This window comes from Hydrotalea sp. AMD, assembly GCF_004100315.1.
Classification (GTDB): domain Bacteria; phylum Bacteroidota; class Bacteroidia; order Chitinophagales; family Chitinophagaceae; genus Hydrotalea; species Hydrotalea flava.
Window position 1 is genome coordinate 132,645 of record NZ_SCKY01000001.1, and the last position, 25,359, is coordinate 158,003.

Annotated in this window: 20 protein-coding genes and 1 pseudogene; 7 read left to right on the forward strand and 14 right to left on the reverse strand. The window is 36.4% G+C overall.

Going from position 1 to position 25,359, the window contains the following annotated elements; genetic code table 11:
- Window positions 1-140: 140 nt before the first annotated feature.
- Window positions 141-592 (forward strand): annotated as a pseudogene (locus tag EO766_RS18530) (IS1634 family transposase); the annotation flags it as partial.
- Between the two features lie 301 nt (window positions 593-893).
- Here EO766_RS18530 and EO766_RS00595 read toward each other — a convergent pair.
- A complete protein-coding gene (locus EO766_RS00595) occupies window positions 894-2,270 on the reverse strand; it encodes a hypothetical protein (RefSeq protein WP_074419501.1) in 1,377 nt (458 codons plus the stop codon).
- Window positions 2,271-2,371: 101 nt separating this feature from the next.
- A complete protein-coding gene (gene gyrA, locus EO766_RS00600) occupies window positions 2,372-5,077 on the reverse strand; it encodes a DNA gyrase subunit A (RefSeq protein ID WP_074420284.1) in 2,706 nt (901 codons plus the stop codon).
- A 385-nt stretch (window positions 5,078-5,462) separates the two neighbouring features.
- Here gyrA and EO766_RS00605 point away from each other — a divergent pair, with 385 nt between their 5' ends.
- Window positions 5,463-6,779 (forward strand): saccharopine dehydrogenase C-terminal domain-containing protein, encoded by a 1,317-nt coding sequence (locus tag EO766_RS00605; protein WP_074419159.1) that lies wholly within the window; start codon window positions 5,463-5,465, stop codon window positions 6,777-6,779.
- A 5-nt stretch (window positions 6,780-6,784) separates the two neighbouring features.
- Window positions 6,785-8,575 carry a MutS-related protein gene (locus tag EO766_RS00610; RefSeq protein ID WP_074419160.1) on the forward strand — a complete coding sequence of 597 codons (1,791 nt, stop codon included), beginning with the start codon at window positions 6,785-6,787 and terminating at the stop codon, window positions 8,573-8,575.
- Window positions 8,576-8,598: 23 nt separating this feature from the next.
- Here EO766_RS00610 and EO766_RS00615 read toward each other — a convergent pair whose 3' ends face one another.
- The 7 genes from EO766_RS00615 to EO766_RS00645 all read right to left on the reverse strand — a co-directional run bounded on the left by EO766_RS00615 (window position 8,599) and on the right by EO766_RS00645 (window position 15,171).
- On the reverse strand, window positions 8,599-9,372 hold the full coding sequence (locus tag EO766_RS00615) for a 3-keto-disaccharide hydrolase (RefSeq protein WP_074419161.1): 774 nt from the start codon (window positions 9,370-9,372) through the stop codon (window positions 8,599-8,601).
- 33 nt (window positions 9,373-9,405) lie between these two features.
- Entirely contained in the window at window positions 9,406-11,427 is a 2,022-nt protein-coding gene (gene rnr / locus EO766_RS00620; RefSeq protein ID WP_074419162.1) for a ribonuclease R, read from the reverse strand.
- Window positions 11,420-12,505, reverse strand: a complete 1,086-nt coding sequence (gene lpxK, locus EO766_RS00625) for a tetraacyldisaccharide 4'-kinase (protein WP_074419163.1) — start codon at window positions 12,503-12,505, stop codon at window positions 11,420-11,422. Before lpxK ends, rnr begins: the two co-directional genes overlap by 8 nt.
- Entirely contained in the window at window positions 12,495-13,064 is a 570-nt protein-coding gene (locus tag EO766_RS00630; RefSeq protein WP_074419164.1) for a 5-formyltetrahydrofolate cyclo-ligase, read from the reverse strand. Before EO766_RS00630 ends, lpxK begins: the two co-directional genes overlap by 11 nt.
- Complete coding sequence (bioD, locus tag EO766_RS00635; RefSeq protein WP_074419165.1) at window positions 13,061-13,699, reverse strand: dethiobiotin synthase; 639 nt, start codon at window positions 13,697-13,699, stop codon at window positions 13,061-13,063. Before bioD ends, EO766_RS00630 begins: the two co-directional genes overlap by 4 nt.
- Window positions 13,700-13,774: 75 nt before the next feature.
- Window positions 13,775-14,329 (reverse strand): RsmD family RNA methyltransferase, encoded by a 555-nt coding sequence (locus EO766_RS00640; RefSeq protein ID WP_074419166.1) that lies wholly within the window; start codon window positions 14,327-14,329, stop codon window positions 13,775-13,777.
- Window positions 14,326-15,171, reverse strand: coding sequence for a DUF3822 family protein (locus EO766_RS00645; RefSeq protein WP_074419167.1), 846 nt, complete (start codon window positions 15,169-15,171; stop codon window positions 14,326-14,328). The genes EO766_RS00640 and EO766_RS00645 overlap by 4 nt, the downstream gene beginning before the upstream one ends.
- A gap of 81 nt (window positions 15,172-15,252) precedes the next feature.
- Between EO766_RS00645 and EO766_RS00650 the strand changes: the two genes are divergently transcribed.
- The gene (locus EO766_RS00650; RefSeq protein ID WP_081298644.1) at window positions 15,253-16,620 is read left to right on the forward strand and encodes an MATE family efflux transporter; all 1,368 of its coding nucleotides are present in this window, start codon (window positions 15,253-15,255) and stop codon (window positions 16,618-16,620) included.
- Between the two features lie 16 nt (window positions 16,621-16,636).
- Here the strand turns inward: EO766_RS00650 and EO766_RS00655 are convergent, their stop codons facing one another.
- The 4 genes from EO766_RS00655 to EO766_RS00670 all read right to left on the reverse strand — a co-directional run bounded on the left by EO766_RS00655 (window position 16,637) and on the right by EO766_RS00670 (window position 19,776).
- Complete coding sequence (locus EO766_RS00655) at window positions 16,637-17,410, reverse strand: tetratricopeptide repeat protein (RefSeq protein ID WP_074419169.1); 774 nt, start codon at window positions 17,408-17,410, stop codon at window positions 16,637-16,639.
- A gap of 50 nt (window positions 17,411-17,460) precedes the next feature.
- The gene (folB, locus tag EO766_RS00660; RefSeq protein WP_074419170.1) at window positions 17,461-17,838 is read right to left on the reverse strand and encodes a dihydroneopterin aldolase; all 378 of its coding nucleotides are present in this window, start codon (window positions 17,836-17,838) and stop codon (window positions 17,461-17,463) included.
- 9 nt (window positions 17,839-17,847) lie between these two features.
- Complete coding sequence (trxB, locus tag EO766_RS00665; protein ID WP_074419171.1) at window positions 17,848-18,795, reverse strand: thioredoxin-disulfide reductase; 948 nt, start codon at window positions 18,793-18,795, stop codon at window positions 17,848-17,850.
- Window positions 18,796-18,918: 123 nt separating this feature from the next.
- Entirely contained in the window at window positions 18,919-19,776 is an 858-nt protein-coding gene (locus EO766_RS00670) for a sigma-70 family RNA polymerase sigma factor (protein WP_068247969.1), read from the reverse strand.
- 226 nt (window positions 19,777-20,002) lie between these two features.
- Here EO766_RS00670 and EO766_RS00675 point away from each other — a divergent pair, with 226 nt between their 5' ends.
- From EO766_RS00675 to EO766_RS00685, 3 genes are read left to right on the forward strand one after another with little or no spacing between them, the layout of a single operon-like run.
- A complete protein-coding gene (locus EO766_RS00675; RefSeq protein ID WP_074419172.1) occupies window positions 20,003-21,025 on the forward strand; it encodes a threonine aldolase family protein in 1,023 nt (340 codons plus the stop codon).
- A 39-nt stretch (window positions 21,026-21,064) separates the two neighbouring features.
- Window positions 21,065-22,720 carry a glucose-6-phosphate isomerase gene (pgi, locus tag EO766_RS00680; protein WP_074419173.1) on the forward strand — a complete coding sequence of 552 codons (1,656 nt, stop codon included), beginning with the start codon at window positions 21,065-21,067 and terminating at the stop codon, window positions 22,718-22,720.
- 3 nt (window positions 22,721-22,723) lie between these two features.
- The gene (locus EO766_RS00685; RefSeq protein ID WP_074419174.1) at window positions 22,724-23,212 is read left to right on the forward strand and encodes a GNAT family N-acetyltransferase; all 489 of its coding nucleotides are present in this window, start codon (window positions 22,724-22,726) and stop codon (window positions 23,210-23,212) included.
- On the opposite strand, the gene EO766_RS00690 is transcribed toward EO766_RS00685, so the two are convergent.
- Window positions 23,207-25,348, reverse strand: coding sequence for an endonuclease MutS2 (locus EO766_RS00690; protein WP_074419185.1), 2,142 nt, complete (start codon window positions 25,346-25,348; stop codon window positions 23,207-23,209). The genes EO766_RS00685 and EO766_RS00690 overlap by 6 nt on opposite strands.
- Window positions 25,349-25,359: the final 11 nt, after the last annotated feature.

Sequence of the window (25,359 nt, forward strand, 5' to 3'; positions counted from 1 at the left end):
AACTCAGTTTCGATTCAAGTTTATAAGATAGAAAACAGGAAGAGAGTAATTGTAAGGCATATTGGAACTGCATATAACGAGCAGGAGCAATCCGATTTGCTGTTTATTGCCAAAGATCTTATTGAATAAATGTCACAACAGATGTAACGACTTTGTACTTTGAAACCTTTGACGAAGATGAGTTATGCAAAGATGGGTTTTCCAAAAACAACAAATCCCAGCAACCACAGATTTTAGTTGTCCTGATGGTTACAAAGGAAGGCTTTCCGATAGCTGATGAAGTATTTGCAGGCAACACTTTCGAGGGACATACTATTATTCCGGTACGGTAGTTGCCGATGCAGCAATGATTAGCACTGAAAATATTCAGGCTTTAAAGGAAAATGAAATCAATTACATTGTAGGTGCGAGATTGGGTAATTTGTCAAATGAACTGATGAAACAAATTGACAAAAGCATCACTCGGGAAGATGGTAAAAATATTAGAATAAAAACAGATAATGGATACCTGATTTGCAGCTACTCTTCGATTCGATACCGCAAGGATAAGTATGAAATGGAAAAACAAATTGAAAAAGCAAAACATATTATCCACAACAACAACACTTTTTATTTAGGCGCAGCCCGCAGCGAAGCGGAGACATAATATACATTATAGCTGACAAAATGAGCATTGGATTTCGTGCAGCTATATTTTATCCTATAATTTATATTATGTTAAACAGGATAAAACAATTAAGAAATTAATATAGCATTACAAATTGGAAGGCCATCACCTTATTTAATGCGGTGGATATCTAACAAAAAATCAAGTTACTTTGATAAGTCATAGTCATAAAAAAACCCACAAACAAATGTTTATGAGTTTTTTTAGTGAGAAATTGAAATATTAATTAATTTCCGTTTGCAGAAATTAACTGATCATAGAATTTAACTTTTGCATCGTAGGCATCAAATAATTTTTGGTCAGCCTTCGATTTATCACGCTTGTAAGTATACATATTGTATAAAATATCTAACGACTTATTGTAACAATTTTTTTCTGCTGATGATTTATCAGGAACAGCTTTTAAAGCCCTATAAGCGTTTTCTAACCATGTAATAGTGCTATCGGCAGCTGATGCAGCAGGTTTATCTAATTCTGCATTGGCTTTTTTAATGGCATCTACCTGTGGTTTAATTTGTGCATCATACGCTGCTTTTTTCTTTGGATCTTTAATATCGGCTTTTGCGGCATTTAATTTTTGGAGTGAACGAATATTGTCTCTCATTTTATCATCTAATGCATTAAACTCTAAATTATACAACACACCGGCATTGTAAGCGGCAATACCATTGGCAGTATCTTTTGTATAAGCACGTTCAAAAGCCAATCTTGCCTTGTTTTTGTAATAAACTTCCTGTGTACTGTCTAATTTATCTTTCTCATCTTTGGGTATATTGGCAAACATCTCACCAAACTGAAGGTATTTTGCAGCGGTTAATGTCCCGGCAGCATCTTCCTTATCAAATAAATCAGCTTTTTCCTGAAGGGTATAATTTTTATTCAAATAATCGGCTTCATAATCATCCCATTCCCCATTTGGATAGAATTTTTTGGCCATGCCCAGCCATTTATCAAAATCGGCTTTGTTTTTATTGTTGCTGGCGCTTACCAATAAAAATTTATAAATATCCTCATATTCTTTTCCATGAACAGAGCTGTCTGCAAGTCTGCCATAGTATTGATACGCTTTATCTAATTTTTTGTCATTCTGATTGGCATAAGCAGCATATAAAATGGAAGTAGTGTCAAAATTCATTTTGGCGGTACTCCATTTGTTTTCAAAAATTACATCACTGTAATCAACTGCATAACCAAAATAAAAAGCGGCCGAATCCCATTTTTTGGAATTGAATTCTTTTACACCCTGGCTAAATGAAGTAACGTAGAGGTTAAATGGAATATCCTGACCACCATTTTCTTTTAAAATTTTATAGTCCGGATCCATTTCTTTGTATTTTTTAAAAGCTTCTGCAGCAGTTACCTCTGTATTGGGATATTTTTCTCTGGTTTTATCATCTTTAAACAAGGCAGCATACACTTTGGCTTTCCAGAACCAGCCTTCTGCTTTGGCTTGTGCTTTGGGTTCCTGCATTAATTTATCAATTTCTGTCTTGGCATTTTCTACCTGGTTCAGTAACAATGCCGTTTGCACTTTTTTAAAATCCTGCGCTTTTAAAGCTGTTAAGCCTACTGCAAAAAAGGCAACCAATAAAAGTTTTTTCATGTGTTTATGTTTATTGTTTTATAAAATCATATATCAGTTTTACATACTTTTTATGCGTTAATGATTTTATGAATATGTGTCTGATATTTTTAAATTTATTTTTAATTTTCTGAAATAGGTTCGTTCGGGTTAATATCTGGTTCCAGGTTATTGGTTGAGGCATCATCATTGGGTTTATTTGCATTCGAATTAACCTCACTTGAAAGCACGGTATTTTCAGTTGAAGGATCTGGTTCTGCATCCTGTTCTTCAATAGTTGATATGGCTGCAATGGCATCATCGGCATCCAATCTGATTAAAATTACCCCTTGTGTTGCTCTGCCAGCTTCTTTAATATTGGCAATTGGCGTACGCAAGGTAATACCCGATTTGCAGGTGATAATTAAATCCTCTGTATCTTCCACTGCTCTTATACCGACTAATTTACCGGTTTTTTCGGTAACATTAATGGTTTTTACCCCTTTTCCTCCTCTATTTGTAATGCGATAAACATCTTCTCCGTCTGCATCAATTAAAGGCGTTCTTTTACCAAACCCTTTTTCACTAATTACCAAAATGGTTTTGCTTTTATCGGCTTTATCAACACATACCATGCCAACCACTTCATCGGTGGCATCATCTACTTCAATACCCTGTACACCAATGGCACCGCGTCCGGTAGGTCTTACTTTTATTTCCGGAAAACGTATTGCCCTGCCCGATTTTACCGCTAACATGATTTCATGATTGCCATTGGTCATCTTGGCTTCTAATAATTCATCCCCCTCATTAATGGTAATGGCATTTACGCCGGTAGCACGGGGGCGACTAAAATCTTCCAGATGTGTTTTTTTGATAATGCCTCTTTTGGTACAAAGCACTATAAATTTATCCTGAAGCGAGGCTTTGTCATCCAAATTATTCACATTCAGAATGGCTTTTACCTTATCATCCTGCGGAATTTGAATTAAATTTTGAATAGCTCTTCCTTTGCTTTGCTTTTCACCTTCGGGTATTTCGTAAACCTTCAACCAAAAACAACGGCCTTTTTCGGTGAATATGAGCATGGTATCATGCGTAGATGCCACGAAAAGATGTTCTACAAAATCTTCCTCTCGTGTTTTAGTACCAATGGCTCCTCTTCCACCTCTTTTTTGCTGACGGTACTCTGTTGCTGTAGTACGTTTAATGTAGCCTAAATGTGAGATGGTAATTACAACATCTTCTTCCTTAATAAAGTCGAGCATGTTCATCTCTTCAGCCAAATACTGAATTTCGGAGCGTCTTTTATCACCAAATTTTTCTTTAATTTCAATCAGTTCTTTCGAAATCAAATCATATCGAAGACCTTCATCGGCCAACAGTTCTTTTAAATGCCGGATAGTATTTATCAGGCCATTGAATTCTTCAATAATTTTATTGCGTTCCATGCCGGTAAGGCGTTGTAAACGTAATTCTAAAATTGCTTTGGCCTGTAATTCTGATAATCCAATTGCCTGTTGGTATAATTCTAATGAAACATCTGTAAATAATTCTTGTGCCAGATACCATTTTTCTTCGGTGCTTTTTTGCATTAAAGCAGCCTTGGCCTCATCAGGGGTTTGGCTGGCTCTAATCAGTGCTATTACCTCATCTAAATGATCCAATGCTTTCAGATACCCTTCTAAAATATGTGCTCTTTCTTCTGCTTTCCTTAAATCGAATTTAGCCCTGCGGGTTACCACCTCCATCCTGAATTGAATAAATTCGCTAATAAGGTCTTTTAAATTCATGATTTTAGGCCGACCATGACTAATAGCTACATTATTAATACCATAACTGGTTTGTAGTTCGGTATATTTATACAGTTGATTGATGATGACATTGGCAACTGCATCGCGTTTTAAATCCAATACAATTCTGGTTCCTTCCCTGCTGTTGCTTTCATTGTTGACGTGTGCAATTCCATCAATGGTTTTATCGTTCACCAATTGACCAATTTTATCTGTAAGCGCATCCAATCCTACCTGATAAGGTGCTTCGGTTATCACAATTTGCTCTCTGCCACTGGGTTTAGTATCAATATGGCATTTCCCGCGAACAACTACCCTGCCTCTGCCTGTTAAAAATGCCTGCTTTACGCCTTCCATGCCATAAATAACACCACCTGTCGGGAAATCGGGTGCTTTAATATATTGCATTAATTCATCAATTGTAATGTATCGGTTTTGAATGTATGCTACGCAACCATCCACTACTTCACTCAGGTTATGCGGCATCATATTGGTAGCCATACCAACGGCAATGCCACTGCTGCCATTTACAAGTAATTGCGGTATACGAGTAGGTAAAACAGTAGGTTCCTGAAGCGAATCATCAAAATTGAGTTGGAAATCAACAGTTTCTTTTTCAATATCTTCCAGCATGGCTTCTGCAAAGCGATGTAAACGCACCTCCGTATAACGCATCGCAGCAGGAGGATCTCCATCCTGATTACCGAAGTTTCCCTGACTGTCCACCATTACATTGCGCATCGTCCAGTCCTGTGCCATCCGCACCAATGTATCATAAATGGAGGCATCACCATGTGGATGGTATTTACCCATTACTTCACCCACAATACGGGCCGATTTTTTATAAGGTTTGTTACTGCTGTTACCTAATTCATGCATTGCAAACAACACTCTTCTGTGTACAGGTTTAAAGCCATCCCTTACATCCGGCAAGGCTCTGCCTACAATCACCGACATTGAGTAGTCGATGTAGGCGGTTTTCATTTGTTCCTCGATATTTACCTGAATAATACGGTCGTTATCGTTTGTTTTCTCGGGCAATAAATTTTCTTCCATGTATCTTTTGTAGTACTAATGAGATGAATAACCCTGTAAACCCAAAGTGCAAGTTTAACAGGATGGCGAAGATAGCTTTTTTGCTGCTAAAATCAGGCATTAAAAGCCCTTTTTTCATAGATTTTTCCACAGGATATATACATTAAATTGTTGGTTCTATCCGGCAATTTCAGGTATCACTTTTTAATAACCATTTTATGGCCATATCTTTGAAAAAAAGACAGGTTTTGGTATTTAAATATGGCGGAAGTACTAACGCTTTCGAACCATTTAAATACTCACTTTTTATAAACACAGGAAAGTTTTCAGTTGCTTGTTTTGAATAGCTGCAACCCCGGATGTAAATATAAAATTATAAAATTGGATTGGAGCAAATCATATACATATGAAAAATATTTTATTGCTTGGTGCGGGTAAATCGGCTACCGTACTGATTGAATATTTAAAAAAAACAGCCACACAATATAATTGGTCGGTTACAGTTGCAGATGCAAATGCTGCAATTGCAGCAGAAAAAGCTGGGCAGCATGCATTGGTGAAAGCTGTGGGTGTTGCTATTGAAAATGCAGCGCAGCGTATTGCACTGATACAACAGGCTAACGTTGTAATTTCGATGCTTCCTCCGGCTTTACATTATATTGTGGCAAAAGATTGTATAGAACACAACAAGCATTTACTGACTGCCAGCTATGTTGATGAAAATTTGCAGCAAATGGCTACAGCCATTCAGGAAAAGCAATTGCTTTTTTTGTGTGAAATGGGTTTAGATCCGGGCATTGATCATATGAGTGCCATGCAAATGATCGCCTCCATTCAGAAAAAGGGCGGAAAAATTACTTCCTTTCAATCGCATTGTGGCGGTTTGGTGGCACCGGAAAGTGATGATAATGCCTGGCATTATAAAATTAGTTGGAACCCTCGAAATGTAGTGATGGCCGGAAAAGCCGGAGCAGTATTTAAAGAAAATAATGCCATTGTGCATATACCTTATCAGCAAATTTTTGCCAATTGTACTCCACTGAAAAATGCATCCATACCCGGGTTGGTATATTACTCAAACAGAGATTCTTTGCATTACATGAATAAATATGCGTTATCACATGCTGCAACCTTTAAACGCACCACCATTCGATATACTGATTTTTGTAAAGGCTGGCAATGGATGGTTGATTGGCAATTAACAGATGAAAAGTTACAATATGCAACAGATGGTATGTGTATTGCTGAATTTTATCAGCTGCATTTTGAAAAAATTGGTTTGGAAGATCTGTACCATCAACTCCCAACAACACCACTGATGCAAAGTCAGTTGCAACAAATTGGCTGGTATGATGTTGCTACTCAAATTAACAAAGGTACTTGCAGTGCTGCTGATGTGTTACAATTTATTCTGGAAAAAAAATGGGCATTGCAACCCAACGATAAAGATTTGGTGATGATGATTCATGAAATTGAGTATACAATTGAAGACCAAAAATTTTATCATATTGCTGAATTAAAAATAACAGGTGAAAATGCCATGCAAACTGCCATGGCTAAAACAGTAGGTTTACCACTGGGTATTGCAGCAACACTTCTGTTAAACAATCAGCTCAATGTAAGAGGGCTGCATATACCCACACATCCTGCCATTTACAACACGGTTTTGCCTTTATTAGAACAGGAAGGAGTTTGTTTTACTACATCAACGCATGCTATTTAAAATTTATGAGTGATTCAATTCATCAGTTACAGGTATTCTATCAAAATAAAATTCAGGATTATACTTTAGCTGTACATCGGTTAAAAAATAAAATAAATGCAGTTGCATTTTTCCGTGCTATATTTTTTGTAGCATGGCTGTATTTGTTATACCAATATTTTACAAATAACAATCAGGTAATTCTATTATTGTCTTTTCTTGGTTTAGCCGGTTTTCTGGCATTGATTTCCATTCATTTTAATTTTAAAAACAAAAAACAGATTTGCCAGAATAAATTATGGCTGGCACAAAATGAATGGAATGTATTGGACGAAAAAGACAATGCATTTGATGATGGGAACGAATTTTTTATGAATACAGCTTATTATGCCGATCTGGATATTTTCGGAAAAAAATCATTGTTTCATTTGTTGAACAGAACCACTACTTACTTGGGTAAACAGGTATTATTTCATCAATTGAGCAATCCAATGCTGCAAAAAGAAAAAATATTATTGTATCAATCTGCCATAAAAACTTACAGCACTCAATACAGCATTATAGAAACTTGGATTGCTACAGCCATGCTGTACAAAAATGATGAAACAGTTCATACCAACGGCATTCAGCAATGGATAACTAATTTTACTTCATTAACCGGCCGTACCTATTGGAATAGCATCAGGTATATACTTCCTGCCCTTTCTATTGTGGCATTCATCTATACTTTAGATACCGGCAATTATGCATGGCTTTCCATTTGTATTGTATTGAATTGGTTACATGTAGGAATTGCTGGAAAATACAACGGTAAAGCATTTGCTACTTTAGGTAAGCAACAGGAAGTGCTGAATACTTATAGTAAGCTTTTAGATGTATTTAAAAATGTATCTGTAAATGATGCAGTTGTTTTACAACAACTAAAAGAAAAAGCAAATGAAGGCTGTAAAAGTATAGTCAGACTTTCATTCATTGCCAATCTGATTCATCAACGATTCAATTTATTGGCCACTACCCTTTTAAATAGCTTATTGATGTATGATGTACATTGTACTGTTTTATTAGATAACTGGCACCACAATAATAAAAACAAAATCAACGCATGGTTGGAAGCCATAGGCGAGATTGAATACCTGAATAGTATGGCATTGTTTGCTTATAACCATCCCGCATTTGTGTATCCTGAAATTGAAACAGAAGGATTTATCATTAAAGCAGCTAATTTAGGCCATCCCATGATATCCGGGAAGCAATTGGTTAAAAACTCATTTCAATTGCAACAATCGGGTGTGTTATTAATAACCGGCTCTAACATGAGTGGTAAAAGTACTTTTTTAAGAACTGTAGGTATTAATATCTTGTTGGCCGAAATAGGCGCGCCGATTTGTGCTACGCAATTTTCATTTACGCCCATGTATTTGTTTACCTGTATCAGAATTTCAGACTCATTGCAGGAAAATACTTCCTATTTTATGGCTGAGCTTCAAAAATTGGCTGATATTAAAACACAATTATCAACCCGTCATTCTGCATTAATTTTAATTGATGAAATATTAAGAGGCACCAACTCATGTGATAAATATGAAGGTTCAGTACAATTTATTTTGCAGTTAATACAGCAACCTTGTATTGTTTTATTTGCTACACACGATTTAAAATTGAGTTCATTGGAGGAAATGTATCCAAACAACATTACCAATTATTGTTTTGAAAGCACCATAGAAAACAACCATTTAAGTTTTGATTATGTATTGCGTAAGGGCATTGCACAAAACAAAAATGCCACATTTTTAATGAAAAAAATGGGCATTATTTAACTATTTTTTCAAATTAAAATTAGCTAATTCAGCTTACGAATCCATATATTTTTAAAACTAATGGGTTTACTTTTATCACCATGTGCCTGCAATTTAATGGGGGCAGGTCCATGTGCTTTATAAAAAGGTTTACCAATGTATAAAGTTTGACCTTTTAAAACAGTATTGTTTTGTATTAACACTCCGTTTTGAAAAACCGTTACTCGTGCAGGAGATGCAAGCGAACCATCTTCATTAAAACGTGGTGCGGTCCAAACTACATCATACGACTGCCATTCTCCAGGTTTGCGACAAGCATTTACCAACGGAGGAAATTGTTTATAAATACTACCTGCTTGTCCGTTTACATAAGTAGTATTTTTATAGTTATCTAAAATTTGTAATTCATAACCTGCATCACCCGGTCCGGTTGAAACCAGAAATAAACCGCTATTTCCTCTGGCCTGTCCTTCCCCCTCAATATCGGCAGGTATTCGCCATTCAATATGCAACTGATAATCAGTAAAAGTTTCTTTGGTTTGAATATTGCCTGCTTTTTTGTTTACAGTAAGTATGCCTTTCGATACCATCCAATCAGCCGGTTGTGATGGGTTATTGGCATTTTCCCATGCATTTAAATTTTTGCCATCAAATAAAATAATGGCATCTGAAGGTGGGTTGGTAAATGCAGACATACCTGGCGTAACAATGGGCGGCACAGGCGACCATTGTTCGGTTTCTTTGGGATCGGTTTGGGCAAATAAACTGAAGGCGGTACACAAAGCCAGCGCCGACAGTATTGTTTTTTTGTTAAGCATGTTGGTTGTTTTTGAGGATGATACAATATATTTCTATTTCCTTTTTTTGGCTTTTACTACTTTTCTTCCCAAACCCTTGCCTGCTTTTACCTCACTACCTGGTACCCACTCATAATCTAATTGTCTTTTTTCTAAATTAGCAGCTACTACTTTAATTGTTACTTTATCCCCCATTCTAAATTGCCGGCCACTTCTTCTACCCACTAAAGCATAATCTGCTTCAACCAGTCTAAATTCATCATAATCATTCAAACTTACTATGGTTACCAAACCTTCGCATTTGTGTTCAACTGTTTCTACCCAGAAACCAAAACCGGCTACACCACTCACTATCCCCTCAAAAGTTTCACCCAATCGTTCTTTCATAAATTCAACCTGTTTGTATTTATTGCCGGCTCTTTCGCAATCCATTGCAGCTCGTTCTCTTTCACTGCAATGTTTGCATTTTTCTTCCATTTTTTTATCCAGTAATGGTTTTTTTCTTAGTATGGATGCTACTACTCTATGTACCAACACATCGGGATAACGGCGTATGGGAGAAGTGAAATGGCAATAATACGTAAAGCCTAATCCGTAATGGCCAATATTGTTTTCGGTGTAAATAGCTTTCGACATCGTTCTAATACCCAGTTGCTCTAATACATGTTGTTCAGGTAAGCCTTGCACTGCCTTTAGCATATCGTTAAAACTCTGTGCTATTTTTTCGGGAGTTGAAGTATTGAATTGGTGACCATATTTTCTTGCAAAGGCGATAAAAGGTGTTAATTTATCTTCATTAGGTTTGTCGTGTACGCGATAAGGAAACGGAATTTCTTTATCATCTTTTACTTTTGTGTGGGCAACAAATTCAGCTACTGTTTTATTCGCCAATAACATACATTCTTCTACCAACTGATGGGCTTCTTTACTTTCTTTAACTGTAATACCGATGGGTTTCCCTTTTTCGTCTAAAATAAAACGCACTTCTTGTGATGAAAAATTAATGGCGCCTTTTTGAAACCTTTGTTTTCGCCATTTTTGAGCTATGGTATTTAGTAATAAAATTTGTTCTGCATACAATCCCTCTTCATTTTCAATAATACTTTGAACATCTTCATAAGTAAAGCGATGGTTAGAATGGATAACTGTTCTGCCAATCCAATGGTTTTTTACTTCACCTGCAGCAGTAATTTCAAAAATTGCAGAAAAAGTAAATTTATCTTCATGCGGACGGAGTGAACACAATTCATTCGAAATTTTTTCGGGTAACATTGGGTTTACTCTATCGGGCAGATAAACGGAGGTAGCTCTTTTATAAGCCTCTTCATCTAAAATACTTTCAGGCACTACATAATAACTTACATCGGCAATGTGTATACCAATTTCATAAAGATTATTTTTTATTTTTTTGATAGATATGGCATCATCAAAATCTTTTGCATCAACGGGATCGATGGTGAAGGTTAAAATATCTCTACAATCTCGTCTACTTTCAATTTCTTTTTTATCTAATACTACCGGAAGACTGGCTGCTTCTTGCAATACAGTTTTATCAAATGAAAGAGGGAAGCCCGACTGTGCCAGAATATCTTTCATGGCAGCATCGTTTTCATCTTCCGATGATAGAATACTGACAATTTCACCAACCGGCTTTCTATCGTCTTTATCCCATTTTACTAATCGGGCAATTACTTTTTCTTTATGTTTTGCTCCGTTTAGCTTATCTAATGGTATAAAAATATCGGGCATTGGCCTTTCTGTATCCGGGATAAAAAAAGCAAAATTAGTTGATAATTGCAGGTGACCTACAAATTCTGTTTGCCTTCTTTCTAAAACATCCACAATTCTTCCTTCTTTTTTTTTCGTAGTACTACTTTCTTTAATCACTTTTACTGTTACAGTATCTCCATGAAGCGCTGTGTTAAAATTTCCTTGCCGTACTAATATATCACCGGTTCCGTTTGCAATTACCACATAACCAATACCGCTTCTGGTTATTTCTAAAACGCCTGTTTCTAATAATGCTTTATGGGTATGTTTTGTGGTACTATGTTTCTTATTTTTTTGTTTACTCATTTTTTTTGTTGTTGCTAAAATTTATAATGTAATTCACAATGGCAGATTCGAATAATGCGGCTTCATGAAACAAAAATTGATGACGGATGGGAAGTACATATAATGGTAAATCTACTAATTCTTGTTTGAATTTAGTGAGGCGTACTGCATCTTTCTCTGTTGTTAGAATCATTTTTTGAGGAACATCAATTGATTTGAATTTTTCGATAATTTCCCTTAGATCATCGATGGTAAAAATATGATGATCGGTATAGTTTTTTTGATAATAGGTGGCGGCTCGTTGCACCAAATAGTCTTTTAACGGTTTTGGATTGGCAATTCCACAAACCAACAATATTTCATCTTTATCTGTTATAGACCTTTTTGTGTGCTGTGAAATATGATAAGGAATTCCATATTCAATAGCAGTAAAGTATACCTGTTGTTTGGGTAATGGATGCAGGTTACGTAATAATTTTTGTTTTTTTTCAACCGACAAATCAGAAGGACATTTTGTTACAATAATAATATCCGCACGTTTAACCGAACCCCATTCATCTCGCAAATCGCCGGTAGGTAAAAAAAAGTCGTATATGTACAGATTATTATATTCAGTTAATACAATGTTTATACCTGCTTTCACAGCTCTGTGTTGAAAAGCATCATCCAGAATGATGGCTTGCAAATCGGGTACATCATGCAGTAATTGTGGAATAGCTATCAAACGCTCCTCGCCTACTGCTACAGGCACGTTTGGAAATTTTAAATGAAACTGCATCGGCTCATCTCCAATTTCTAATGCAGTTGTGTTTTCATTGGCTAAAGCATAACCCTTGGTTTTACGTTTGTAGCCGCGACTTAGCGTAGCTATTTTAAAGCGGGGTTGCAAAAATGTAAGCAAATATTCAACCATTGGCGATTTACCGGTACCACCTACTGCAATATTGCCAATACAAATGATCGGAAAATTAAATGTTGTTTCCTGAAAAATTCCTTTATCATACATTCTGTTTCTGATAAAAACAACTGCACCATACACAATAGCAAAGGGTAAAAGCAATACCCTGAATGATTTTAGAAAGAAAGCATTAAAATTCATATCTGTTCTGGGGAGTAATACAATAATTTAAAGGTACATCAAAAGATTGGGTATCGCTTATTTTAGTTATGGGATCAAAATAAGAAAAGCCAATTGTAACAACATTTTTGCGGCAATCTGTTAAAAATCTGTCGTAAAATCCTTTGCCGTAACCTACTCTGTAACCCGCCCTATCGCAGATAATTAGTGGAACAAAAACTAAATCAATCCTTTCCGGTACTAACAAATCCCCTTCCGTTGGTTCATAAATACCCCACTTGTTTGTGGCAAATTGGGTATGTTCATTTGTTAATATTGCCTGCATGGTGTGGTTGGTTGTATTGGTAACCGGATAGGCAATGCGTATATTGGGATAAAAATGTTTCAGATATCCCGTAAATAAATGTGTATTGGGCTCATTGGTGGTTGCTAATGGCCAATAACTCAATACATAATGTATGTGGTTAAAATTTAGTTGTTGTAATTGCAGCAACATTAAATCTTCTCCAATCAATTTCTCTTTTTCAGGAATTGATTTTCGTTTTTGTAAATACAAATTTCTTAGTTCTAACTTGGTCATAATAATTCAATCAATCGCTCTTTAATTTTTGTTGCCTGCTCCAATACAAACTGCCGGTTGGGTTTTTCTGTAAATGGGATACTGCCAATATAAGGAAAACCTGACCAGTTTACAATTTCCTGTTCATATTGCAAATAATGATCGTTAAAAACCCAGCCTACAACAGGCAGGTTATATTGTTTACACACCAGTGCCGTTAATAAGGAGTGATTAATACTGCCTAAATAATTTCTACTTACTAAAATTACCGGTTCCTTAAGTGCTTTTATAACATCTGCCATAAATTGATGGTGATTAATGGGAACCATTAATCCGCCGGCTCCTTCAATAATCAGGTATGGATTATTGGTTTTGGGCATGGCATTTTGGATGTTATTTATTTCCAGAATTTTATTTTCGGCAGCTGCAGCAATATGAGGTGAAGCCGGCATTTTTAATACATAGGCCTCTTTATGAATTTGAGTAGCTGTATTTGAAATTAATTGTTGAATGGTAGCTGCATCGGTACCATCGTCAAGGCCTGCCTGTATGGGTTTCCAATAATCTGCCTGTAATGCTTCTGTTACAATAGCACTTACTACCGATTTACCAACCCCGGTACCAATACCGGTTATAAAAATTGATTTTGTTTGCATAAATGAAAACTACACTATACTCAAAAAATGTATTTGAAGATGTTGCGGAATCAATAATTCTTTTACAGCAACTACTCAATCTGCATCATCCATTGAAAAAAAAGAAAAAATGGTGGTGCCGTAATTGCGTTCAAACCTGTATCCTTTAAAATGTTGATAGTTATTACGCGGTGTATGTTCTAACACAAAATATCCTTCCGGCAGAATCATTTTTTTTGCTACAATAATGGCCGGCAAATCATCGATATTGCCTAAAGCATAAGGCGGCCCTGCAAAAATAAAATGATATTGTTCGGTGCAGGTACTTAAAAAACTAAAAACATCTTGTTTAAATATTTGAAACTGATTGGGTAGGGCTCCCAATTGTTGCATGTTTGTTTCAATAAAAGCAGCCATTGTAGGATCTTTTTCAATAATGGTTAGCAATGCAGCACCTCTGCTGGCCAGTTCGTAACTAATGGCTCCGGTACCGCCAAACAAATCTAAGGTATGAATGCCCTCAAAACTAATGCGGTTTTGTAAAATATTGAAAAGCCCTTCTTTGGCAATATCGGTAGTGGGTCGGGTAAAAGGCATTTTTGCAGGCGGTTTAATTTTTCTTCCTCCCCATTGGCCTGAAATGATCCTCATAAAATAATATTAAAAAAAGGTAGTAAATAATGTAACGGATAATAGTTTTTTTCAATTAAAATTTTCTGTTCAGGTAAACCACACTGCCATTGCATGTCAGGAATTATTTTTTGTAACGAAGTATAAACCTCATCTGTTTCATTAATAATGCCACTTATTTCTACTTTCAGTTCAAATTCGGGTTTGGAATAGGTATTCACTAAAGCAACAATTTGATAAACCACATCATCAGCACAGGTATAACTGAAATGCGCTGCCGTTTGCAATTGTTGCTGTTGTATACTTACAATCGAAAAACTACCCGGATAAAAATAAATGAGCCAATAATTTGAAAAGCTGGTTGCCCTTTGAAATGCAAGCTGAATTTGTTTACCCAAACTATTGTAAACAGGTGTATCTGAAAAGGTACCTGCCAGCATTTGTTGCAGACTTTGCGGAATTTGACAGGCAATATACAAGTTGGTTTCAGGTAATGTTATGGCATCGGTATTCATCTCCATATTACTCCATCCAAACAACAACTCTAATGAAGATTGAGCAGCAGATTCAGAATACAAATTTTCAGGAATAATGGTTTGCTCAAATCCATTTAAAAATATTTGTTTGGTGTGGTAGGGCAAATCAAATAAAATGGATTGTAAGCGAACTTCCTGAAAAATAAAATACCAGTCGCTTTCTATTTTTTGAAAAGTAAATAATTCCAACGCACTAATAGAGGCAGATTCAATTGATGTTTCAGTTAAAGCGATATAATGCAAACCTACTTCAATAGTGAGCTGCTTTTCTATAGCCGGCTGCTCCCCTCTGTTAAGGCTGTATTGACTGATTTCTTTTTCAACCATTGTTCAAATATACAATTACTGTTTAAAAAAGAATACATTCAGAATGTCTAAATCGAATATCAACAAAACTGTAGATTTGCAATGAATATGAGTGAGCCTGCTATTGTTACTGCCGATTATCGGGTAACAACTTCTAATCAACAAATATTAAAAATTGCATTACCCATTGCTGCCGCCACTTTGGTACCGCAGTTAAATTTTATTATCAACAATGTATTTTTAGGGCATTTGGGCGAACAGCCGCTTGCTGTAGCTGGTATTACAGGTGTATATTACTTAATTTTTGCAGTAATAGGCATTGGTTTAAATAATGGAATGCAGGCCATTATTGCCAGACGTGCCGGCGAAAATAAAATTGAAGCCATTGGTAATTTATTTGCTCAAGGTGTTAGAATTTCATTTGTTTTAGCCTTTTTAGGAATATTAATTACCTGGTTTTTGGTACCGGTAATTTTAGAGCATACACTTAGCAATCCACTGCATGTTAGCATGGCTGTAAAATTTTTGCGTATCCGGATTTTCGGGCTTATTTTTTTATACCTATACCAATTACGAAATGCTGTATTGGTGGGCACCAATCAAAGTAAATATTTAATTATTGGCACTGCTGCAGAATCGATTGCCAATGTATTTTTTGATTATGTTTTGATTTATGGAAAATGGGGATTCCCCAATTTAGGGTTTGATGGAGCCGCCTACTCTTCCATTATTGCTGAGTTTACCGGATTAATGGCTATTTATTTTGTTATTCGGAAAAAAGGAATTGACAGGCAGTTGCAACTTTTTAAATCGTGGGAATTTGACAAAAATAATATTACATTAATTTTACGATTATCTGCACCACTTATAGCCCAATTCTGTTTAAGTATTGTAAGCTGGGAGTTTTTTTATATTTTAATTGAACACCATGGCTCAATGGATTTGGCTATTTCAAATATTATGCGCAACATTTTTGGCTTTTTTGGATGCTTTACCTGGGCTTTTGCAGCAGCTGCCAATACAATGGTTAGTAACATTATTGGCCAGGGTTTGCACATAAAAGTAGAAGGCTTAATCATTAAAATTATGAAACTGTCTGTTTTGTTTGCAGGTAGTATTTGCATTATCATCAATATTTTTCCCACATTATTTTTATCATTTTATGGCCAGGGTAATGATTTTATTACGCATGCCATTCCTGTTTTACGGGTGGTTTCTACTGCATTGGTACTGATGTCGGTATCTACTATTTGGTTAAATGCCGTTACCGGAACCGGTAGTACCCAGGTAAATCTGCTGATTGAGTTTTTTGCCATCATCATGTATTGTCTGTACAGTTATTTTATATTGGAAAAATGGCATTTACCCATTACCGTTGGTTGGGGAAGTGAATGGGTGTACTGGATATTACTGTTTATCCCCTCTTATTGGTACATTAAAAAAGGCAGCTGGCAGCAAAAGCAATTTTAGTTGAGCAACCTTCTTATTATTCCAGCGAATCCAATATTTTTTGGCCTTCTGTTTTCAGAGCAGCATCATCCGGCGTTCTAACAGGCAATTTTACCAATTGCTTTAACACTTCAATGGCTTTGGAGGGATTATTATTGGCCTGATAACTCTTCGCCAGTATGAGATAATTCATAACATAGTAGGGCTGTGTTTGTCTGCATTTTTCCAAATATACAATGGCTGAATCGTAGCTGGTGGGTGGAATACCACCCGGATACATGGTTTTTAATGCTAATTTTTTAGCCCAGTTCAAATTATTCATTTCATAATGCCAACGGCCTTCTACAAAATTGGCCATACCTAAATTGGGATTGATGTTTAATGCTTTATCGGCATTGGTTTTTATGTCTTTTACATATTGAACTAAAAGTTTTCGATCTTTTTCTACTTCCGTCATTTTAGCGGAAGCCAAAGCAAGTGCATAATAGCTTTCTGCAGCTTCCGGATGTGTTGCAACAGCGCGTTGAGCATATGCTAGTGCCGATTGAAAGGTAATGCGTTTATCATTCGCAATAGGTAATCGTTCGCCGGTAGAACAACTTAGCTCGGTGGCTTTTACCAAAGCATTGAGATTGTCAGGAGCAATCACCAGAATTTTCTTATAAATATCTAAAGCCTGCTGTTCATTTAAATTAATTTCTGCATTGGTGGCTTGTTTAAATAATAATGGGAGATTCTGAGCAGCGGCATATTGAACAAACAGTGCAGCCAAAAGAAAGATAGCTGTTGAAAATATTCTAATTTTTTTCATATCTGCTAATGAATGTATTGGTTCCGATATGTAAGTTTTTTCAAGCCATGCTATGATGCCTGATTAAAGTGGTTGCGATCCATTTCAAAACTAACACTTACAGAACCTTTAAAATCAGGTATGGGTGGATTTAACTTTTTAATAGAAATTATAACTCGCTCTGCCATTGCAAATTCAGATAAAATATCCGTTGCAATGTCCAATGCAATAGCTTCTAATAAGGGTGTGGCTTTTTCCATTCTATGTTGCACTATTTTAAATAATGCAACATAGTTAATGGTATCATGAATACTTTGAAATGAAGCCGGTCTGGATGCATTATAATCAACCCTAAGGTTTACTTCAAACTCATTTCCAGTTATCTTTTCTTCTTTGTATAAACCGTGGTATGCCCAGAAAACCACATTATTCAGGTAAATTGACAGCATATTTTATGTTTAAACAAGGCCTTTTGCACTTAAATAACGCTCTGCATCCAATGCAGCCATGCAACCTGAACCTGCAGCCGTAACTGCCTGGCGATAATTTTTATCCTGCACATCACCTGCAGCAAATACGCCTTCCAAATTGGTTTTGGTAGTACCGGGAATGGTTTGAATATAGCCTGTTTCATCCATATGAATCCAGGGTTTAAAAATGTCACTATTTGGCTGGTGACCAATTGCAACGAAGAAACCATTGATGGGAACAGTTTCTGCTGTATTGTTAATACGGTTTTTAATACGAACGGCTTCTACTTTTTTATCGCCTAATATCTCGTCTGTTTCACTATTCCAGTAAATTTTGATATTAGTGGTATTCAAAACTCTTTCCTGCATTATTTTGCTGGCACGCATCTGATCTCTGCGTACAATCATATGTACGGTTGTGCAAAGTTTAGATAAATACAATGCTTCTTCGGCTGCTGTATCGCCCGCACCTACAATAGCTACTTCTTTACCTTTGAAGAAAAATCCATCACAAACTGCGCAGGCACTTACGCCGTATCCATTTAAGCGTTGTTCGCTTTCCAAACCCAACCATTTTGCAGAGGCACCGGTTGAAATGATTACTGCATCAGCTTCTATTAGTTTTTCATCATCAATCCATACTTTATAAGGTTGTACACCAAAATCAACTTTGGTGGCAATACCATAACGAATATCGGCACCCATTCTAGTGGCTTGTTTTTCAAAATCAATCATCATATCCGGCCCCTGTACACCATTCGGATACCCCGGATAGTTTTCAACTTCTGTAGTAATGGTTAACTGACCTCCTGGTTGTATGCCCTGATATAAAACGGGTTTCATATTTGCCCTTGCTGCATAAATGGCAGCAGTATAACCGGCTGGACCTGATCCTATTATTAATACATGAACTTTTTCTGATTGTGCGTTATCCATACTTAAAAAATTTTTGCAAAGTTAAGGAATGATAGTGTTGAAATGTGAGAGCAGAGAAATGTTAACCAATAAAAAACCCCTGCATAGTAACAGGGGGAGTTTTTTTTAATACGCTATGAGAGATTAACCGAGGTATGCTTTTAATGCATTGCTATACCTGGCTTTTTGTAAACGTTTAATCGCTCTTTCTTTAATTTGCCGGATGCGTTCTTTGGTAAGATCGTATTTCTGGCCTATTTGTTCAATAGTTACACCATTTTCACCATCTAAACCAAAGTAAGCGTTCACAATTTCAGCCTCACGTGGACTGAGTGATTTTAATACCCTTCTGATTTCTTCTCTTAAAGAATCTTTCATCACATCATCATCGGTATCATCACTACCCTCCAGTAAATCGCCCATTGCTACATCTTCAGCTTCATGAACCGGTGCATCTAACGAAGTATGACGGGTGTTGCTTTGGAAAATGTTGTTGATTTCAGTTTCACTCATTTCCAAAATTTCACTCAGCTCTTCGGTGGAAGGTTCGCGTTCATGCTCTTGTTCAAAAGCCATATAAGCCTTATTGGCTTTATTGTATGTGCCAATTTTGTTTTGAGGCAAGCGGACTAATCTGCCCTGCTCTGCCAATGCCTGTAGTATCGATTGGCGAATCCACCACACAGCATAAGAAATAAATTTGAAACCTTTTGTTTCATCAAAGCGTTGCGCCGCTTTTATTAAGCCGAGGTTACCCTCGTTAATCAAATCGCTAAGTGATAGGCCTTGGTGCTGGTACTGCTTAGCTACAGATACCACAAAACGTAAATTGGCCTGCACCAATTTGTCGAGCGCTCTCTGATTACCCATTTTAATTTTCTGGGCCAGTGTTGTTTCCTCTTCGGGAGTAATCATTGGAATTTTAGAAATTTCCTGCAGATACTTTTCTACGGCCTGAGAATCTCTGTTGGTAATCTGGGTTGCAATTTTGAGCTGCCTCATAGTATATAGTTACAATTTATTTACTAACGACATATAGACGCTAAAAGTTGCATTTTGGTTGCAATAGTAGCGTTAAAGTTATCCTCATAAATTTCAAAAGTGTGCAAATTTACGTTAAAACATCTTATTGAACGAATGTTTTCTGAAAAAAATGCTTTTTTAAAAAAAATTAAATCTCCCTGCCCAATATCAAAATTTATCTGAACCCATTTATCTTCGCAATTCTATGCCATCTATTATTGATTTTCGCTCAGATACGGTTACCCGGCCTACTCCCGCTATGTTAGAAGCCATGTTTTCGGCCAAAGTTGGAGATGATGTTTTTGGAGAAGACCCTTCCATTAACGAGCTTGAACAAAAAGCAGCAGCCCTTTTTGGTATGGAAGCCGGATTATTTTGCCCCAGTGGCACCATGACCAACCAAATTGCCATTAAAGTACACACCCAACCCGGTGATGAGGTAATATGCGATGCATTATCGCACATTTACCTGTATGAAGGGGGCGGAATTGCATTCAATAGCGGTGCTTCTGTTCGGTTATTACAGGGAAACAGAGGAAGAATAACAGCGCAACAGGTTGCCGATGCCATTAATTCCAATGATGTGCATAAACCGGTCAGTACGCTGGTAAGTCTTGAAAATACCAGCAACAGAGGCGGTGGAGCCTGTTACTCAGTAGAGGAAATTATCGCTATAAAACGGATTTGTGAATCCAACCATCTTACACTTCATTTAGATGGAGCACGTTTGTTTAATGCTTTGGTGGCTACCAATGAAGTACCCACTACCTATGGTATGCTATTCGATTCCATCTCTATTTGCCTGAGCAAAGGTTTAGGAACACCGGTGGGTAGTGTTTTATTAGGAACCAATGCTTTCATTCAAAAAGCAAGACGGGTAAGAAAAGTTTTTGGTGGCGGAATGCGCCAGGCCGGCTATCTGGCTGCTGCGGGAATTTATGCACTTGACCATCATGTGAAAAGAATGGCTCAGGATCATGAACATGCCCAGGCTATTGCCACTTGCCTGCAGAGGAAAGATTTCGTTGGGCAAATAATGCCGGTTGAAACCAATATTATCATTTTTGAAGTAAAAGGCCGGTTTACACCAAAGGCATTTGCTGAAATAATGGAAAAACATCATATTAAAGTAATGGCCATTTCACCAACACAGGTAAGAATGGTATTGCATTTAGATATCCATCCATCCATGGTACAATTAACTATGGATGTTATCAATTCATTGTAATCGAAGAGAATCAATATTGCTGAATAAAATTTAACCGTTATGTTACCTAAAATAAACCCTACCAATACCCAAGCCTGGTTCTTGCTTAAAAAACATCACGATGAAGAAATGAATCGTAGGCATATGCGTGATTTATTTATGGCCGATAAGGAAAGGTTTGAAAAATTTTCAATCCGTTTTCAAGATATTTTATTTGACTATTCTAAAAACATCATCAACCAAAAAACACAGCAGCTATTGCTGCAACTGGCAGAAGAATGCCATTTGAAAGAAGCCATTCATGCCATGTTTGCCGGGTTAAAAATTAATGAAACAGAACATCGGTCTGTTTTACATACTGCCCTTCGTAACTTTTCTGATACACCCATTTTGGTGGATGGGAAAGATGTAATGCCTTTAGTAAGAAAGGTATTGAATCACATGAAAACTTTCTGTCAACAAATACATAGTGGTGACTGGAAAGGTTATTCCGGCAAAAAAATTAAATATATTGTCAATATAGGCATTGGAGGCAGCGATTTAGGTCCGGTGATGGTAACAGAAGCATTAAAGCCTTATTGGATAGAGGGTATTCAAGCCTATTTTGTAAGTAATGTAGATGCTACCCAGCTGGTAGAAATTTTGAAAAATGTAACACCCGATGAAACCCTGTTTTTAATTGCATCTAAAACGTTCACTACACAGGAAACCATGACCAATGCTCATTCGGCAAGAGATTGGTTTTTACAACATGCAAAAGATGAAGCGCATATAGCCAAACATTTTGTGGCTTTAAGTACCAATGAAAAAGAAGTAATGCAATTCGGTATTGATAAAGCCAATATGTTTGAATTTTGGGATTGGGTAGGCGGCCGATATTCTTTATGGAGCGCAATTGGATTATCGATTGCCCTTACTGTTGGTTATGAAAATTTTGAACAATTATTAAAAGGTGCTTTTGCAGTAGATGAGCATTTTAAAACAGAAAAATTCGAAAAAAATATTCCTGTTATTATGGCTTTGCTAGGTATTTGGTATACCAATTTTTTTGGTTCGCAAAGCGAAGCAATATTACCATATGATCAATACATGCATCGGTTTCCGGCATATTTTCAGCAAGGCAATATGGAAAGCAATGGTAAGAGTGTAGACAGAATGGGCAATCCTGTAAATTATGCTACCGGCCCTGTAATTTGGGGTGAACCGGGCACCAATGGTCAGCATGCTTTTTACCAGCTCATTCACCAGGGTACACCGCTTATTCCCTGCGATTTTATTGCACCGGCCATTAGCCATAACCCTTTGGGCGATCATCATACAAAACTGCTTTCTAACTTTTTTGCCCAAACCGAAGCTTTAATGAATGGTAAAACCGAAGCTGAAGTGAAAGAAGAACTGATGAAAGTAATACCCAATGAAGAAGAAGTTAAAAAGTTAGTGCCTTTTAAAGTTTTTGCCGGAAATAAGCCCACCAATTCGTTCTTATTGAAAGAAATTACACCTTACTCATTAGGAAGTTTAATTGCTTTATATGAACATAAAATTTTTGTGCAGGGGGTAATCTGGAATATTTTCAGTTTTGACCAATGGGGCGTTGAATTGGGCAAACAGTTGGCAGGAAAAATTTTACCGGAGTTAAAAGATGACAAACCGGTTGCTTCACATGATTCCTCTACCAATGCATTAATTAACCTCTTTAAACAAATGAGAAAATAACAAATGCAGGACATTATAATTCGTTTTATTCAGCCAAAAGATAATGTTGCACTTGCAAAAATTATTAGAAATGCTTTAGAAGAGTTTAATGCCAATAAACCCGGAACGGTTTATTTTGATGAGAGTACCGATCACTTATACGAAATGTTTACTGCCAATAAAGATGCAATTTATTATGTGGCAGAAAGTAATGGCGAAATATTAGGAGGTGCAGGTATTTATCCAACGAATGGATTACCTGAAGGTGTTTGTGAATTAGTGAAAATGTATTTACACAAAAATGCCAGAGGTAAAGGCACAGGACGTTTTTTGATTGGAACCTGTTTGCAGAAGGCAAAGGAAATGGGCTACCATCAGGTATATTTAGAAACCATGCCTGAGTTAAGCAAAGCAGTTTCAGTGTACGAAAAATTTGGCTTTAAGTATTTAGATGCTGCAATGGGGGCATCCGGCCATACGGATTGTACTATCTGGATGCTGAAAGATTTATAATTTTGGCTGTTTTTGTGTTATTGCCGGTTTATCTTTTTCCTGTTCTGCCTGCTTTTCAACGGGCACCAAATCAGACAGTTCTATATTCATGGGTAAAAGTCCAACCTGAACAATGGCTCTTTTTCCCCTGATTTCTTTAACCGTTCCTACCTGATAATTTTTTTTCAGTTTTACCAACATGCCTTCAGAAATGTTGGTTTCAATTTCTTTATACTGGTGGGTTATTTTTTTTACTTGTTTGGTTTGTGCTACTTCGTTTTTATGAAATAACAAATGTTTCAAATTGCGGATTACCTCGTTTTTATCTTCTGCTTTTTTATAGTCAAGCACAATCTGCTTTAACTTGCGTTCCATGTTTTTGAGATATTCTAATTTCTCTTCCGAAAGTTTGTTTTGGTGTTTAAGTAACTCAATTTGTTGCCGGTGTTTTTCTCTGTTAATGGTGGTTTCCAATTCTTTTTTGAGTACAACATTTTCTTTCATCAATTGTTTCAATTCATTTTTTTCTGAATGTAATTGCTGTAAATGCTGCTCGGTATTGTTGAGCAGTTTATCTAATTTAAAATGTTGTTGATCTACCAATTTTCTTGCCCTGTTTATTAAAGCAGTAGGCAAACCAATTCTTTCTGCAATTGAAAAGGTGTATGAACTTCCGGGTTTTCCTATCATTAACTGATATAGTGGTTGCAATTTTTTTTCATCAAATGCCATTGCACCATTGATGATGCCCGGCGTTTTATTCCCCATTATTTTTAAATTCAGATAATGGGTAGTTACAATTCCAATAGCATGTTTGCGGCAAAGCTCTTCCATAATTACCTCAGCAAATGCACCACCTAAATTGGGATCACTGCCGCTGCCCAATTCATCAATAAAAAATAAAGTACGCCCATTCCCCATTTCAATGAAATGCTTCATGTGTATTAGGTGGGATGAATAGGTACTCAGCTCAAATTCAATACTTTGCGTATCGCCAATGTGAATAAACAATTGTTTAAAAATACCAATTTGTGAATGTGGGTGTACCGGAACCAATAAACCACTTTGTACCATTAGCTGTATCAGTCCAACCGTTTTCATAGTAACGGTTTTACCGCCGGCATTTGGCCCGCTGATAATTAAAATTCTGTTTTCATCATTTAATTGTATAGAAACCGGTATGGTGTTTTTTTTATTTTTTTGATTGTTTAAAAACAAAATAGGATGATAGGCTGCTTTCAAATCCAGCATTGATTTATCAACAATATCAGGCATTTCACCTTTTATATCCATTGCTAATAATGCTTTGGCTCTAATAAAATCAAACATTCCTATCAGATGCAGGTAATTGGAAAGCAAGGGTGCATATGTACTTAGTTTAGCAGTTAAAGCTTTTAAGATACGTTGTACCTCTGCCCGCTCATCATTTTCTAAACTGTATACTTCATTGTTTAATTCAATGGTTTCTTCGGGCTCAATAAAAGTGGTTTTTCTGCTGTCACTTTCGCCATGTAAAATACCTTTTATTTGGCGCTTATGTTCTGAAAATATAGCCACTACCCTTCTGCCACTGCTAAAACTTTCTTCAATATCAGCCGTATATCCTGCTTTTGATAGTTTTTGCAGCACTTTATCAAACACTCTTCGCAATTCGTTTCTTTTTTTATATAATCGTAGTCGAATACTTTGTAAATCATCGCTGGCATTGTCTTTTACGTTACCTGCATCATCTAAAATTTCATCAATATATTCAATGATGTTTTTTTCAAAATAGCTTTGTTCAATTACTTTCGCCAAACCCGGATAAGCTACTCTTCGTTCTGTATCGAACCAGCGAAAAACAGATTGTATATTTTGAGCCAGCAGTTTAATTTGTATCAATTCTTCTCCCGATAAAGTAGCCCCGCTAATGCCCAATAATTTTATTTCCCTTTGCAAATTGGCCGTACAATCAATAGGGAAATATTGGTTTTGTTGCAACAGTAATTTAAATTCATAAGCCTGTTGCAGTTCTAACACAATAAAATCTTTTTTTGTATGAATACGTAATGCTGCTGCTTTTTGGCCGGCATATGCTGTTTTACAGAAATGAACCAGTAATTGCTGGATTGCTTCAAACTCTAATTGAAATGCTGCTGAATCGGGGTATAATCGCATAATATTGGAAA

Excerpts from the sequence above, each read along its gene's own strand:
- EO766_RS00595 (WP_074419501.1), bottom strand. The coding sequence starts at position 2,270 with ATGAAAAAACTTTTATTGGTTGCCTTTTTTGCAGTAGGCTTAACAGCT.
- gyrA (WP_074420284.1), bottom strand. The coding sequence starts at position 5,077 with ATGGAAGAAAATTTATTGCCCGAGAAAACAAACGATAACGACCGTATT.
- EO766_RS00605 (WP_074419159.1), top strand. The coding sequence starts at position 5,463 with ATGAAAAATATTTTATTGCTTGGTGCGGGTAAATCGGCTACCGTACTG.
- EO766_RS00610 (WP_074419160.1), top strand. The coding sequence starts at position 6,785 with ATGAGTGATTCAATTCATCAGTTACAGGTATTCTATCAAAATAAAATT.
- EO766_RS00615 (WP_074419161.1), bottom strand. The coding sequence starts at position 9,372 with ATGCTTAACAAAAAAACAATACTGTCGGCGCTGGCTTTGTGTACCGCC.
- rnr (WP_074419162.1), bottom strand. The coding sequence starts at position 11,427 with ATGAGTAAACAAAAAAATAAGAAACATAGTACCACAAAACATACCCAT.
- lpxK (WP_074419163.1), bottom strand. The coding sequence starts at position 12,505 with ATGAATTTTAATGCTTTCTTTCTAAAATCATTCAGGGTATTGCTTTTA.
- EO766_RS00630 (WP_074419164.1), bottom strand. The coding sequence starts at position 13,064 with ATGACCAAGTTAGAACTAAGAAATTTGTATTTACAAAAACGAAAATCA.
- bioD (WP_074419165.1), bottom strand. The coding sequence starts at position 13,699 with ATGCAAACAAAATCAATTTTTATAACCGGTATTGGTACCGGGGTTGGT.
- EO766_RS00640 (WP_074419166.1), bottom strand. The coding sequence starts at position 14,329 with ATGAGGATCATTTCAGGCCAATGGGGAGGAAGAAAAATTAAACCGCCT.
- EO766_RS00645 (WP_074419167.1), bottom strand. The coding sequence starts at position 15,171 with ATGGTTGAAAAAGAAATCAGTCAATACAGCCTTAACAGAGGGGAGCAG.
- EO766_RS00650 (WP_081298644.1), top strand. The coding sequence starts at position 15,253 with ATGAATATGAGTGAGCCTGCTATTGTTACTGCCGATTATCGGGTAACA.
- EO766_RS00655 (WP_074419169.1), bottom strand. The coding sequence starts at position 17,410 with ATGAAAAAAATTAGAATATTTTCAACAGCTATCTTTCTTTTGGCTGCA.
- folB (WP_074419170.1), bottom strand. The coding sequence starts at position 17,838 with ATGCTGTCAATTTACCTGAATAATGTGGTTTTCTGGGCATACCACGGT.
- trxB (WP_074419171.1), bottom strand. The coding sequence starts at position 18,795 with ATGGATAACGCACAATCAGAAAAAGTTCATGTATTAATAATAGGATCA.
- EO766_RS00670 (WP_068247969.1), bottom strand. The coding sequence starts at position 19,776 with ATGAGGCAGCTCAAAATTGCAACCCAGATTACCAACAGAGATTCTCAG.
- EO766_RS00675 (WP_074419172.1), top strand. The coding sequence starts at position 20,003 with ATGCCATCTATTATTGATTTTCGCTCAGATACGGTTACCCGGCCTACT.
- pgi (WP_074419173.1), top strand. The coding sequence starts at position 21,065 with ATGTTACCTAAAATAAACCCTACCAATACCCAAGCCTGGTTCTTGCTT.
- EO766_RS00685 (WP_074419174.1), top strand. The coding sequence starts at position 22,724 with ATGCAGGACATTATAATTCGTTTTATTCAGCCAAAAGATAATGTTGCA.
- EO766_RS00690 (WP_074419185.1), bottom strand. The coding sequence starts at position 25,348 with ATGCGATTATACCCCGATTCAGCAGCATTTCAATTAGAGTTTGAAGCA.